Source organism: Ruminococcus sp. 1001136sp1_2201st1_G3_2201SCRN_220225, assembly GCF_040924365.1.
Taxonomy (GTDB): Bacteria; Bacillota; Clostridia; order Lachnospirales; family Lachnospiraceae; genus Blautia_A; species Blautia_A faecis.
In genome coordinates, this window is sequence record NZ_JBCOME010000080.1 from 1 (window position 1) to 14,873 (window position 14,873).

A 14,873-nucleotide genomic window follows, 5' to 3' on the forward strand; every position below is an offset into this window, starting at 1 on the left:
AGACCGGTAATTTTGATTAGCTGTCAGCTAACAAAAATCGGATTGCGTTAGCTGGAAATTGATCATTTTGAATGGAATTTTATGTCACGAACGTGATTAGAAAATAACAAAAGCGTTCGTTGTCAGCTAATCCAGCTAACATTTTCGAACGCTTTGAAGCCCGTCCATAAGAGGATTTGAACCTCCGACCCCTCGCTTAGGAGGCGAGTGCTCTATCCAGCTGAGCTATATGGACACATGCCGCAACCCCTTGATTTTACTGGGTTTCTGGGATTTTTCCCTTCGGCCATATATAAGATTATCAACTCTTTTTCGAGTTGTCAATCTACAGATTTTTTCGAGTTGGTAACATTAGAACGCTCCCCAATTGGGGGAATGCTTTGTTGTCACCCTTAGCATTTTTCAGAATAGATTCGAACTGAAAGTTGTTTTTCATTTTTCCCTTTGGGGAATGCCTCGGCTTTCTCTTAGGAGGACCCCGTTATATCCATTTAACTAAGGAGACAAATGCCGTATTTCCGGGCTTTTTCGACCCTTTGGCTCCGGCTGCCATCATCTATAATTCTATCACTTCTGTGATGAACTATCTCTTTCTTATCTCTTCTGATTTTTCAGATTTCGCTTCCTTAAGTGACCCTCAAACGCTACCCTTTTTCTTCAAAAGGGTTCCGCCATGGTTCTACCTTAGGAGGCACTTGTTCTATCCATTAAACTAACAGGACTAATACCGGATTTTTGGCTTAAAATCAAGGTTTTCAGCCATTTCAACGGCATTGGATTTTATGATTTAAAACTGACTTGCGTCAGCTGAATCAATCTTATATGATGAAATTTTTTGGTATGAAGCTATCGCCTTTTCCAAAAACGCATGTCCTCTTAATTGTGACATCACATAACAGAATCGAACTCAAATTCATTTTTCTGTTATACGCCGAGGCGATAACTCTGGTCACCGCTTAGGAGGCACTTGTTCTATCCATTAAACTAACAGGACAAATCTGTAGCTTCAATTGTACTATAATTACACACAAATTACAAGACTTTTCTTCTGTTCCGCCCTTACAATGGTTACTGTTCGTTAGAGCATGTTTGAAAAAAGCTTTCTACAAGATGTGCATCACGAAGCAGTTACCACTTCTGAAATATAAATTGATGCACTATACGGTTGGCATCTGTATACTTGTAAGAGCTTTGGCACAGTGCTAGAATAGTAAAAGTTGTATTTTTCAAATAGATTTTTAATTACCAGAAGGAGACCTCAGCCATGCAGCAGGAATTCATTACAGTAACCTTCAATCGCACGAAGATCGCGATCCGATGTGCAGACATTCTCTATGTGATCATGTCAGATGATCATTGCAGGATTCATATGTTTGATGGAAACGTGTATCGTTGCCGAATGACACTGAAAGAATTAAAGAAACAATTGAATGAAGAATTTATTGAGGTAAAACGTGGCTGTATGGTAGCTGTATCTGCAATCAGTGATATTGGAGACAGGATTTTGCTGTCTAATGGTGAGAAAATTTGCTATACAAAACGTAAAAAAAGGGTGCTCAGAGAAGAACTGCAGAAAAATCAGGAGCTTATAATTGCAAAAATCAGTAAAAAAAAGCTGCCGCTGACAGCAGAAGAATATCGCAAATATTATAAAATATGTGATGCTCTCCCTTTTGCATTCACGGATATAGAAATGGTATTCAATGAAGAAAAAAAGGCAGTGGACTGGATCTTCCGCTATGGGAATGAAGCGTTAGCTGCCCTGGAAAAGCAGCCCTTAGACAAGATGATCGGAAGTTCCTTTTCCAGTCTTTTTTCCAATATGGACGCAAAATGGCTTCATGTTTATGAACGTGCCACCTTGTATGGTGAAACACTGGAAATCATGGATTATAGTCCTGAAATAGATACGAATCTGAAAATTATATGTTTTCCTACATTTCCGGGACACTGTGGATGCATTTTGTTTAATGCAGACAAAATGAAATCTATAAGTGAAGAAAATCATCTGGTCAGATTGGTTGAAGTTTCCATGAAAAGTAATTCCTCTAAATAACAAATGTCGTTTTACCGCTTATTAGGTTGATTTACCGCAATAGAAATGTTATTTCTCTATAATTCGATTGTTCCCCTGATACATTCATGCTATATTTTTATTAGATATTGTTTTTTGCAAGCAATTAAGATTTACAGCAGAAAATATCTGATTTTTTTGCAGAACAAGGGGGAAAACGTATCATGAAAAGAAAAAAAGCAGTTACTTTGACTACCGCTGCATTGGCACTTACTATGGCTGTTTGTGGCAGTTCCACCGCAATTGCCGCATCAGAATTAACAGCAGAAAGCAAACCAGCCACCCAGTATACCATTGATGCAAATCAGGAAGTTTATGCATTGCTGGATTTCGAGGATACTGAGGAGTTTGAAAATGCTACAAAAGGTCTGATTGCGTCTCCGGATACTCTGGATATTTATGATGAGAACGGGAAGCTTATATGGAGTCAGACGGCATATGCTTTTCTGGATCAGGATGCTCCGGATACAGCGAATCCAAGTCTTTGGAGAGATACACAGCTGAATCATATTTATGGTCTTTTTGAAGTAACCGATGGAATCTATCAGGTGCGTGGCTATGACATGTCAAATATCACCTTCATAAAAGGTGATACGGGATGGATTGTAGTAGATCCACTGATGAGCATGGAATGTGCGGCAGCGGCTTTTTCCCTGGTGGAAGAGAATCTGGGCACTTTTCCTGTAAAGGCAGTGATTTACAGCCATTCCCATGTTGATCATTTCGGTGGAGTCAGGGGAATTATTTCAGAAGAAGATGTACAATCCGGTGATGTGCAGGTAATTGCACCGGAGGGCTTTGAGAAGCATGCTGTCAGCGAGAATATTTATGCAGGTACTGCCATGGGGCGCAGAGCAAGCTATCAGTATGGAACCATGCTTGAGGCCAGTGAAACAGGAGCTCTTGCCATTGGTATTGGCATGGGGCAGTCCAGGGGCAGTACAAGTTATATTTCTCCTACACTTGAAATCACAGAAACCGGTGAGAAGCATACTATTGATGGAGTGGAAATTGAATTTCAGCTTACTCCGGGTACCGAAGCACCGGCGGAGATGAACTTCTGGATTGGATCGAAAAATGCTTTGTGGATGGCTGAAAACTGTACAGGAACACTCCACAACCTGTATACACTCCGCGGAGCCCAGGTACGTGACGGAAACGCATGGGCAGAGTACATTATGGAATCTCTGGCACTTTATGGTGATCAGGCAGATGTAGTATTCCAGTCTCATAACTGGCCACATTGGGGAAAGGATATTATTCAGGAATATATGACCAATACTGCAGCTGTGTATAAGTTTATTAACGACCAGACATTGCTTTACATTAATGAAGGTTATACGGAGACAGAGATTGCTAATATGATCCAGCTTCCCAAGGAGTTGGAGAAAGTCTGGTATACCCGTCAGTATTATGGCACAGTTTCTCATAATTCGAAGGCAGTATATGAGAAATACATGGGGTGGTATGACGGTAATCCTGTCCATCTTGCTGAACTTACACCATCGGATTATGCACAAAAGCTGGTAGAATATTTCGATGACACAGATGCGGTTCTTGAAAAAGCAAAAGAAGATTTTGCAAAGGGAGAATATCAGTGGGTTGCCCAGATTACCAATACGCTGGTTTTTGCTGATCCGGAAAATATGGATGCACGTTATCTTTGTGCAGATGCATTAGAGCAATTGGGGTATCAGGCAGAATCCGGTCCATGGCGCAGTGCTTACCTTTGTGCGGCACAGGAGCTGCGAAACGGTACAAATACCGATGATGCAACGCGAGGCAATGGTAACGGTGATGTTATTTTACATATGACACCTGAAATGATTTTGGATTATCTGGGAATTCTTGTAGATACAACGAAGGTTCCGGATCTGACGTTTACAGCAAATCTTATATTGCCGGAAGGTAATTATGTACTCCGCGTGAAAAATGGCGTACTTCTTTATCAGAAAGATACACAGGATGCGGATGCTGATGTGACATGGACTACCAAACGTGCCGGACTGCTGTCTATTATTCAGAAAAACGCGGAAAATGTTGCAGCTTTGATCCAGCAGGAGGGTGATGAGACCTGCCTGACACGATTAATGGATGCAGTTACGGTTACCTCAGAGTATAAATATTTTAATATTATCGAGCCATAAAATTTTTACGTAGAAAAACATGGTTTTGTAAATAACTATACCAATCGCGTAGGATGTGGATGCACTGGACACCTGGGCGGCACCAGCCATTACAGAGATTGATCCGGCAAACGTGAATTAATATTTCCACAGGATACATTTATCAAGTAAAAAAGGATCCCTCGCAAGGTAGAAGGCTAACAAGCCTCGACCTTGCCGGGATCCTTTCATTTACATTCCTTTCATTTTAAAATCAGCTTTCCCATTCTGTTTCACCTTATACAAAGCCATATCTGCGCTTTTACAAAGAGACATAACGTCTTCTCCCTGTTCCGGAAATGCAGCTCCGCCTGCGCTGGCTGAAAGCTCTACAACCTCTCCTGTAGGCAGTGTAAGCTGCGAAATCATCCTCTGAAACGTTTCCATATAAGTCCGCGCCATTTCCCCTGTAAGATTCTTCAGGTAAACCACAAATTCATCACCGCCATACCGGCCGATTATGCTATCCTCCGGGAAACAGCTTTTCATAGTTTTCGCAAAATGCTTCAGGCAGAAGTCTCCATTGTTATGACCGTAAGTATCATTATAAATTTTAAAATTATCTACATCAATAAAGATGAAGATGCCTGGCGTTTTTTTACGCAATTCTTCTTCCACGGCAATCTGAAAAGCTCTACGGTTCAGAATTCCGGTAAGAGGATCTGTAGTAGACAATCCCATGTATATTTTCTTATCTTTTTTCTCCAACAGCACAAGGGTCAGCATGTACAGTATCGTGAAGCCTACCAGAATACTTCCATATACTCCGCCCCAGGCGGAAAACTGCTGGGTAATATCAGAAATATTCTTATTTGTCAGTTCAACGATCACATACCAGCCTGGCATAACAGAAATACTTCTATAGGAAATTGTAGATTCCTCTCCTCTGATAATAGCGGAAAATCTCCCATCCTTCTTTCCGGAACGCATGTCCTTTATCCACTGGTTGTAGGAATAACCTGCATCATACTGGAAATACTTCTGCTGAAGCAAAAGATTGTTCCAACTGCCAGACGTGCCGGAATTGTCACTAACACAGGTAATAAAATTTTCTGAATCGGCCTTTAACAGATGAATGCTGATCTTGCCCTGAAGAAGCTCATACTCACCCAGCTGTCTGAGATTTTCGATCATAATCGACACATAAAGTGTATGAACCAGTGAAGTATCCCCTACTGGCACAAAAACAGTCATGGTCATATTTCCAGTTCTGCTGGACTGGTAAGGATCCGAGTTAAAAGAAGTATCTGAAGCCAACGCCGCCTCATCCAGCTTCTTCTTTTTGATATCGGAAACAGCGCAGCTGCTGCTGCCATAAATTTCGCCATCATTCATAATAAAACCAATATCACCGAAAACAGTCTTGTCAAGATTTTTCTCCAGCTGTTCCAGGATTTCCTCCGGCTGGGCATTTTCCATAGACCGGATCATCTTTATATCTTCCTGTACATAGTTCTGAAGATATTCCATAGAATCATTCATCTTTTCCGCGTACAGGCCTGTGATCAGCTCCAGATGCTCTGTATTGAAATTCCGCGCAATTCTGCTCAGGTGAAAGTATGCCGCCACGATAATGACAAGGCAGACTGCCAGATACAAAGCCAGCAGGACTTTTCTTTTTGTTTTATTTTTTCTTCGATCTTTCATGAGACAGCATTCTCCATAAGGTAATCAGAATCAACCATAATGACTCCGGTATCAAAATACTTCTGCTCTGATTTTTCTCCCTTTATAAGAGAATTCAGGGAAAGCATTCCCAGATATCCCATCTGATCCTGTTTCTGCAGCACAGTCACTGCATGATATTCCGGATTCTGAAGCATCTGTTTCGTTTCGTCCGCCAGGTCAAAACCCACCAGCACCACATCTGTTCTTTCTTCTTCGAAAAGAGTATTTACGATGCCGACAGTAGATGTGTTATTGCAACCGAAAAAGCCCTTTATATCTGCATTTTCTCTTAATAATACAGCGGCATCCGATTGTGCCTTTTTCGTATCACCACCATTAACTCTTATATCCTGAACGATTTCCCACTGCTCCGGTGCATTGCCCGCCCAGAAATTTAGGAATCCGGAAACACGATTTACCATTGCCTGTGAACTATCCGATGACAACTGGATTCCCACTTCCAGTGGGTCTGTCGGTGAATTTCCTGCATCATACAGCAACTCCAGCATTTCTTTCGCTGCCATTTCTCCGGCATCTATATTATCTGTCATGTAACAGGCGTCAAATTCGCTGCTGTTAATAGAAGAATCAATAAGTACTACCGGAATATCCTTTTCCCGTACCTTCTGACAGCTGTCTGCCAGTGAATTGGAATCTGCCGGAGCCAGCAGGATTCCGTCAGCGCCTTGCTCCATAGCCTGGTTCATCAGATCAATCTGACCGGAAATGTCAGTTTCGTTATCAATTCCACCAAGATAAACCGCTTCATCCAGTTTTTTTGCAGCTTCTGTTATACCATCTATTACTTTCTCCCAATAGGCACCATGATAATTTTTCAGAATAACATAGATTTTCTTATCGCTTTCCGGATTGGAAATACAGGTGTAGTCCACCACAGCGGGCTGCTCTGCTGCCTCCTCCAGGTTTGCCTTCGAACTACCCGAGCAGCCTCCCAGCAGAATAGATGCCACTCCCATAAAAAACAACAGATATGCTTTCGCTCGTCTCATTTTTTCCCAGTACTTATACCCAAAATTATAACGCTTACAGCGCAGATATTAAATAGTTACCAGATATTTTACATTTTTGCATATATTTTTTGTGTATATCTGATATATTATATGCCTGATGTATAAGGGCTGTCAATGTCTATTCATCACGATTCCCAGTCTGCATCCTCCGTTTCTGATTTCTGTTATCTATTTTTCATACTCCTTAACCTTCTTTTCATACTCTTCCTGGTTTTCTATTACATGTTTTACAATATGTCCATGGCTTTTCTTCTTGGCAGCCAGATTCCGGCCAGGACGTTCGGCATATTGATCTTCGGGAATCTCCAATGCATTTGCCACGGCATGAATAATTCCGTTGCTGCTGTATGTGGCTCCGCTGACAGCATCAATGTTCAGACTTTGTTCCTCTTTCATCTCTTCAATTACAACTGGCGCAGCTTTGAAAAAATATTCTTCTGTGTCACAGTATGAGAAGATGGAAATATCCGTTACCTGCTGATTTTCCACAGTAACCTGAACTTCTACATCACCACGAAAGGCATCGGCAGATCCTGTATATACGCCATCGACAAGGTTCCGGAAGCGGCCTGCAGAAATAAATTCAGCCTTGTCCGCAGCTTTATCATCAGAACCATTCTCCACAGTCTCTGAAGTTCCTGCCTCCTTCAAAGCATTCTGTACAGCCTGAATCAGCCCCTTACTGCTATATGTAGCACCGGATACGGTATCTGCATTCGTATTCTGCTGTCCGATTATTGCAGAAAAGATTTCAGCTTTCGCTTTTTCCATATAAGACTTGTCATCCTCATAACTATCCAGTGTAAGACTGGTTATTTTTCCGTCCGCCACACTTACAGTGACACGCATCGCTCCACGATAGCCCTCACCTGTTCCAGTATAAGTACCGTCTTTATATCTGAAACCTTCAACAACACCGCCTGCTATATTTCTATCCTTCGTATAGCTTCTCGCCGTAAGGAGCCGGGAAGCCCCAATCATCACACACGTGAGCAATACTCCGATCACCATTCCATATTTAATTCCAAAATGCGCATTTCCTTTCGGACACCAGCTAATGCACTGCTGGCACACAATGCACTCTCCACCTGTAACTTGTTCCTTTTTCGTAAAATCAATTCCCATGCTGCATTTCGCAGTACACAAAGAACAGGCACTGCATTCTCGTCCGGGCTTTTCGATTTTCAAAAATGCACCTCTGGAAATCAGTGCATACACCGCTCCCATTGGACAGAAATATCTGCAAAAGAATCTCTTTACCAACACTGATCCTGCCAAAATCACCAAGAGTAAAATCCCCCCCACCGAGCACAAAGGCTTCACTCCCGGCCAATGTCCAGGCACAATATACTGGCCAAATATTTCCCACGGACCTTGCTTTTTCCAGGTCAAAACACCACTCCATATAAATATTACAAAATAAACAAGTACTCCATATTTTGCCAGTTTCAGAACTCTGTCAGCTTTCTTGTATATTTCTGGATTTCTGTTCCGCCTCCAGCTGCCTTTTCCCAGCTTCCGCGCTGCAAACCACAAGAAATCCTGCACAGCTCCAAAGCTGCAGAAAAATCCGCAAAAAAATCTCCCCACCAGTACACTTCCTGGCACTGTCGCGATTAGTACATACACCGAATACCTGACACTCTCCCAGGAAATACTTCCAGCATAGATCTGGGAAAAAATATCTCCAATAGCTGTAAATCCTGTTACGAACAGTTCTGGGATTAAGATAAACGACAGTAGTTGGATAACTATTTTTATCCAGTTGTTCTTTCTATTTTTCATTTTTTAGCTGCTTCTTTTTGTAGGCTATCTTTTTTCAACTGCTTCCAAAATTTCCATTTCACAAACACCGAAAGTCTATCAATAATCATAAAAAAGCACTCCTTTCCAAGTAATAGTATACTCAAAAAAGAATGCCTTTTCTATCATTTTCACATTATTTCTTCACTTTACCGAAAGCTATACATCATCCCAACAACGCCTTCATAATCCCCGCATAGCACACCGACACATTTATCAGATCTTCCACCTCCGCATACTCATCAATGGTATGTGCCAGATTTTCTCTTGCAGGTCCCATTCCAATAGTACGTATGCCAGCTTCTCCTGCATAATGGCTTCCATTTGTACAAAAATTGTAGGTAGTTACCTTTGGAGAAAATCCCTCTTTTTCCAGTTCGGATTTTATTTTTGCTACCCACTCCTCTTCTGCGCCAAACAGCCAGCCTGGGAAAAAGCGTTCTCCCTGGATTTTTTCTCCGGTGTAGCATTCCTCTTTTCCCACTGCATAAGAAACTTTATAGGAAAACTGCGGATCCTTTTTCTTCAGCTCTTCCATTTTTTCAATGATTGGCTGAAGCACGCTTTCCTTGGTTTCACCTACCAGAAGTCTGCGGTCATAGGTTGCACGGCAGTATTCCGGAACAACGGAGGCTCCTGGATATGGGGAAGATTTTACGTCTGTCAGCTCCAGGATTCCTTTTCCCAGTTTATCCTGGACAGGCGGCTCGATCTCGCGGATAGCCTGAATGGCCTCACACATTTTATATACTGCATTTACGCCCTTTTCCGGGTTTGCTGAATGTGCCGGTACGCCAAAGGTCTCAACCACAATTTCCGCACGGCCACGCTGGCCTACCTTCAAATTCATTTCAGAAGCTTCACCAATTACCACATAATCCGGTTTCACTTTCTCACTTATTTTTCGCGCAGCAACACCTTCGAAGCATTCTTCATGCACAACACCGGCCACATATACATCTCCGGCAAAATTTTTCCCATTTTCCACCGCATATCTATGCGCAGCAACTGTAAATGCGGCTACCGCACCTTTCATATCAGCAGCTCCTCTGCCATAAAGCTTTCCATCTTCAACAACTGCATGAAATGGATCATGTTTCCAGTCCTTTAAATTTCCAACTGGAACCGTGTCTATATGTCCATCAAACAGGACTTTCGAACCAGAATTTTTTCCTTTAATATGACCGATCACATTTCCGTAGCAGTCAGTTTCTATCTCATCGAAAACACCGGTCTCTTTCATATACGCCTTTAAAGCTTCCGCCGCTTTATCCTCATGTCCTGAATAGCTCTGACAGTTTATCAGACTTTTGGCCAGCTCAATTACTTTTTCGTCCCATTTTTCACTCATGGCCTATTGCTCCTCCTCGTCCGTCTTCGTACGGATCATTGCCTCCAGAATTTTTACACAGCCTTCGATTCCAAAAGTCTCTCTGTTTATGGTAAGATCTTTCTTTTTCTTATGACTCCATTTTCCCATAGAATAAAAACGATAATAATTATCTCTGGCCGCATCCATTTTTCTTACCAGTTTCTTAGCTTCCTTGGCAGAAATGTGATGTTTTTTCATAATGTTATCTATTCGAAAGCTCTCCGGAGCATAAATAAACACGCTCAATACATCCGGCTCATCGTGAAGCACATAATCTGATAACCTGCCTATGATGATACAGGATTCCTTTGCATACAGGTCTCTCATGATCTGTGCTTCCTGATGAAAAAGCTTATCCTCCTGTGCAGAATTAATGCGTCCGTTTCCAAGATAAGGATCCATAAAACGCCGTTCCACGTTTTCGTCATATCCACACACAGAATTAACATCCACTCCTGATTTTGCAGCTGCCCTGGCAAGCAGTTCTTTATCATAGAGCTTTACTCCCAGACGTTCTGAAAGTACTTTTCCTATTTCATGACCTTCTGCACCGAATTCACGGCTGATAGTCAGTACAAAATGCTTTCCCATGATTTTCCTCCTGGATTTTAAGTTTTTCTCAAAATTCTACGAACTACTGTTTTCATTTTGCACAAATTATATTTTCGCTTTTCTGTTAGAGCGTGTTTGAAAAAGTGCCACGTGAAACATTACTTGCAAACAGTAATTCTTATGATACCTTATACAAGCTCTCGTTTTTTTCCTTTTCTATCTCCTGTTTTTCATATATCTTTTCCACATATTTGCTGGTAAAAGCACGCATTACAGCAAAGTAACCTAAACGAAAGCAAATCCTGTCTCCAGTCTTAAATTCTTTCTCGCAATCCGTCACATCCACAATCAGATGATCGCTGCTGGCTCCGATGATTTCCACGCCTTCATCTACCGGCCACATGGTTTCTACGTCAACATCCTGTCTGCCAAGGGCACAGATGGCTCTCTTTCGAATTCCCCTGTCTGTAAAAACAGGCACATGACCATAACTGTCCGCACCAATCTTTCCGATCGGCATAGACGGCTTTTCTTTAGATTCAATGATCTCAGCTTCCATGATAAATGCGTCGTTGCTGGTTCCCGGCAAATACTCATAGTTTGTCCGTTCTCTGCCAAACAGCACGGACTCACCAAGACGAAGGTTATTGATTCCTTCCGGAATTCCATTTTCCAGCATTAGGTGAATGGTCGCAGAATTGCCACCGCTGATACATACAGATGCATCGTATTTCTTTGCCAGACCAAGAAGCCGGTTCATTTTTTCCTCATCAGACTGTACAAAAGAAAAACAGGTCAGATTTGTACCAAGTCCATACAAATCCAACCCCTTTGCCTGCTTTGCATAGTTTATCGCTTCTGCCAGATGTTCTTCTTTAAAATAGCCTTCACGCAGATCGCCCAGATCCACCATCAGAATTACTTTGTGTTTCTTTTTCAACTGTATGGCCTGTTGGTTAAGTGCTTTCAGTGTCTCAAGCTCAGAGTTTACCGACACATCACAGAACTGCACCACTTCTCTCGCCTCAGATATGGATGGCATACGGATCAGCCACTTTTCACAAGACAGATTTCCATAATTTCTGATATTTTCAATTCTGGAATCTCCCAGCCTTTTTATCCCCTGATTCACCAGAGTCTGAGCAATCCTTTCCTCGCCGCCAAAAACTTTGGTTACACCAGTTATTTCTATATGATGTTTTTCAGTCAGATTTTTCATGACTCTTGCATTCTCTGCAATTTTATCCAAATTGATATGTATGCATGGATACAACTTTGACCACGCTCCTTATTAGATGATATGAGTGGCCCAAACTCTTCTGCCGTCCTGTCCACTGCAGTTTTTTACTTATTTAATGCCACAGATTTCAAATGAGGCCGGCAGATAAAAACACACTATGGTGCATAGCTGCCAGCTTTCATAACAATATTGACTGAGCATAGATACTCATTTTTAATTTACAGCACACTTGCAAGGAAGTTCCTGCATCTTTCCGTCTTCGGATGTGCAAACATTTCTTCCGGTTTTTCCTCTTCTACAATGTAACCGTCATCCATAAAAATGATTCTGTCCGCAACATCTCTTGCAAATCCCATTTCATGTGTAACCACAACCATAGTCATACCTTCCCTGGCAAGCTCTTTCATAACATCCAGAACTTCTCCAACCATCTCCGGATCCAGTGCACTGGTAGGCTCATCAAACAGCATAATCTTCGGGTTCATTGCAAGCGCACGGGCAATTGCCACACGCTGTTTCTGACCACCTGATAAGGTTACAGGATACACATCCTTTTTATCCAGCAATCCAACTCTGTCCAGAAGCTGTTCTGCCTTTTTTACAGCCTCCGCTTTTGACATTTTTTTCAGCATAGTTGGTGCCAAAGTCATATTCTGCAGCACAGTATAGTTTGGAAAAAGATTAAAATGCTGAAATACCATTCCGATATTTTCACGGAACTGATTGATTTTCTTAATCTCAGAAATATTTTCTCCAAGAATCACTATATCGCCATCCTGCTTCTCTTCCAGTTTGTTCAGACATCTGAGCAGGGTGGATTTTCCGGAACCGGACGGTCCGATCAGGCAAATCACTTCGCCCTCTTCTACATTAAAGGAGATGTCCTTCAGAACTTCCAGATCTCCAAATACTTTATGTAAATGTTTTACCTCGATAATTGCCATAATTCATTTCTCCTAACGTTTATCATAGCTGAGTCTGCGCTCTACCTTCTTGGAAAGCCATGTCAGAGCTGTAATCAATACAATATAAATGATTGCGGCATAGGAATATAATTCAAAGGCTTTGTAGTTTCTTGCAATAATGGTTTTGGCAGTCATTGTCAACTCATTAACACTGATTGCGGAAAGAATTGCAGTATCTTTCAGACTGCTGATAAACTGGTTCATAAGAGACGGGATCATAATTTTTACCGCCTGTGGAAGAACAATTTTTCTCATAGTCTGAAAATAGCTTAAACCAAGACTTCTCGCTGCTTCCATCTGACCATAATCAATGGCCTGAATACCTGCCCGGAAAATTTCTGCCATATATGCAGAAGCATTAATTCCCAGAATAATAATTGCAGCCAGCACCAGGGTCAGGGAGTTTTTGATTACGCCAAAATACAAAAAAAGCGCCAGAATCATAAGCGGAATACCTCTTATAATTGTGATATACACACTGGCAATCTTCTGTAAGATACGACTATTGCTGATAGAAAAAATACAAAGTATAATACCAAGCGCCACCGCCAGGAGAATACCAAAAATCGCTATTATAATTGTCAGTTTCAGACCTTCCATCAGCCGTGGAAAGTATTCAACAAAATTAGAAAAATAATCTGCCATATTGTACCTCTTTATTATCGGATTTCTTTTTGTTTCCCTTTAAAAGTTCCTTTTATTGCTGTTTGCTCCATTCAGCCCAAATATTTTCCGCAACATTACCTGCAAACAGCATCCATTTTTCAATAAGTTTGTTTTCCTGTAAAAAGTGCAAGGGAGAACGCTTTTTATATGCGTTCTCCCTTGAATGCCTTTTTACGATTCAGTTTTTACTTTTCAATGATTATTTCTTCTGCCCATAACATTTCAATACCTTACAGTTATGAGTAAAAATATATTTTCCGTTGACTTTAATATTGCTTTATTATGCAGCTTTCTGTCTGTCTTTTTTATTCATATTCAGCAATAATCTCATCATATTTGCCGTTATCTCTGATTTTCTGAAGTCCTTCGTTAAACATTTTAAGAAGATCAGCATTCTCGCCTTTCTTTACAGCAAATCCATTCTGAGGTGCTTCCTCGATTGCGTCAATGGCAACTTTCAGATTTTCCTGCTCACCAATCTTGATCTGATAGCTGATTACCGGATAATCCTCGATAAGGAAATCAGCCTGTTCGTTTGCAACTGCCATCATCATACTTACAGAATCCGGATAAACAGTTGTCTCAAATCCGTATTCATCAGCATGATCTTCACACCACAGCTGACCGGTAGTTCCTTCCTTGCATGCTGCAACTTTTCCCTTAAGATCATCAAAATCAGAAATGGAATCATCATCCTTATTTACAACCAGTGCAGAACCGGATTCATAATATCCATCAGAGAAATCAACGCTCTCTTTTCTCTCATCTGTGATATTCATTCCTGCAATAGAACCATCAATTGTTCCTGAAACCAGTGCCGGGATGATACCTGAGAAATCCATAGGAGTCAACTCATATTCGAAACCCTCTTCCTCTGCAATTGCAGCCAGAAGTTCTACATCAATTCCTTTATAACTTCCATCATCCTGCTGAATGGAAAATGGAGCATATGCCTGGTCACATGCGATCTTGTAAACTTTCTGATCATCTGCAAATACCTGAGTTGCACCAAGACCAGTCATCAGTCCCATTGTAAGTACCAGTCCCATTGAAATTGTTTTGAATTTTTTCATAGTTGATTTCCTCCTCGTAAAAAGATTGTTTTTAAGCCTGGAAACAAAAAAGGCGCAGACACATTGAAGTGTTCTACGCCTTTGTAGTTTCGTTTGCTTTTTGATAGTTCTGCATTATAGGAGCTTTTTTCGAAGTTGTCAAGAGCTTTTTTATTAACTTTGAGATTGTGTTTTATAACTTAACTTAAATTGAACTAAATCGCTGCGCGATGGCCTGCGAAGGCTGTGGCGCAGTTTTCTCTTTAACTTAAAAAGGCAGTAGAT

General features: G+C 41.3%; 11 protein-coding genes and 1 tRNA gene. 2 read left to right on the forward strand and 10 right to left on the reverse strand.

Translation table 11 applies throughout. The features are described from left to right. Positions 1-161 precede the first annotated feature (161 nt). Positions 162-235, reverse strand: a tRNA-Arg gene (locus AB5642_RS18275). 1,029 nt (positions 236-1,264) lie between these two features. Between AB5642_RS18275 and AB5642_RS18280 the strand changes: the two genes are divergently transcribed. Both AB5642_RS18280 and AB5642_RS18285 read left to right on the forward strand, forming a co-directional pair. Continuing rightward, positions 1,265-2,056, forward strand: coding sequence for a LytTR family DNA-binding domain-containing protein (locus AB5642_RS18280; protein ID WP_173718474.1), 792 nt, complete (start codon positions 1,265-1,267; stop codon positions 2,054-2,056). Positions 2,057-2,238: 182 nt separating this feature from the next. Further along, a complete protein-coding gene (locus tag AB5642_RS18285) occupies positions 2,239-4,221 on the forward strand; it encodes an alkyl/aryl-sulfatase (RefSeq protein ID WP_173718475.1) in 1,983 nt (660 codons plus the stop codon). A 210-nt stretch (positions 4,222-4,431) separates the two neighbouring features. Here the strand turns inward: AB5642_RS18285 and AB5642_RS18290 are convergent, their stop codons facing one another. The 9 genes from AB5642_RS18290 to AB5642_RS18330 form a co-directional block, all read right to left on the reverse strand. Continuing rightward, the gene (locus AB5642_RS18290; RefSeq protein WP_173718476.1) at positions 4,432-5,886 is read right to left on the reverse strand and encodes a GGDEF domain-containing protein; all 1,455 of its coding nucleotides are present in this window, start codon (positions 5,884-5,886) and stop codon (positions 4,432-4,434) included. Further along, complete coding sequence (locus AB5642_RS18295) at positions 5,883-6,917, reverse strand: ABC transporter substrate-binding protein (protein ID WP_173718477.1); 1,035 nt, start codon at positions 6,915-6,917, stop codon at positions 5,883-5,885. Before AB5642_RS18295 ends, AB5642_RS18290 begins: the two co-directional genes overlap by 4 nt. A 189-nt stretch (positions 6,918-7,106) precedes the next feature. Beyond that, a complete protein-coding gene (locus tag AB5642_RS18300) occupies positions 7,107-8,723 on the reverse strand; it encodes an FMN-binding protein (RefSeq protein ID WP_173718478.1) in 1,617 nt (538 codons plus the stop codon). Between the two features lie 184 nt (positions 8,724-8,907). Continuing rightward, the gene (locus tag AB5642_RS18305; RefSeq protein ID WP_173718479.1) at positions 8,908-10,092 is read right to left on the reverse strand and encodes a YgeY family selenium metabolism-linked hydrolase; all 1,185 of its coding nucleotides are present in this window, start codon (positions 10,090-10,092) and stop codon (positions 8,908-8,910) included. Positions 10,093-10,095: 3 nt separating this feature from the next. Then, positions 10,096-10,704, reverse strand: a complete 609-nt coding sequence (locus AB5642_RS18310) for an AAA family ATPase (RefSeq protein ID WP_173718480.1) — start codon at positions 10,702-10,704, stop codon at positions 10,096-10,098. A 139-nt stretch (positions 10,705-10,843) separates the two neighbouring features. Then, positions 10,844-11,938, reverse strand: coding sequence for an alanine/ornithine racemase family PLP-dependent enzyme (locus AB5642_RS18315; RefSeq protein ID WP_173718481.1), 1,095 nt, complete (start codon positions 11,936-11,938; stop codon positions 10,844-10,846). A 185-nt stretch (positions 11,939-12,123) separates the two neighbouring features. After that, entirely contained in the window at positions 12,124-12,849 is a 726-nt protein-coding gene (locus AB5642_RS18320) for an amino acid ABC transporter ATP-binding protein (protein ID WP_148463067.1), read from the reverse strand. A 12-nt stretch (positions 12,850-12,861) separates the two neighbouring features. Then, on the reverse strand, positions 12,862-13,515 hold the full coding sequence (locus AB5642_RS18325; protein ID WP_148463066.1) for an amino acid ABC transporter permease: 654 nt from the start codon (positions 13,513-13,515) through the stop codon (positions 12,862-12,864). A gap of 326 nt (positions 13,516-13,841) precedes the next feature. Next, complete coding sequence (locus AB5642_RS18330) at positions 13,842-14,609, reverse strand: transporter substrate-binding domain-containing protein (protein ID WP_173718482.1); 768 nt, start codon at positions 14,607-14,609, stop codon at positions 13,842-13,844. Positions 14,610-14,873 lie beyond the last annotated feature (264 nt).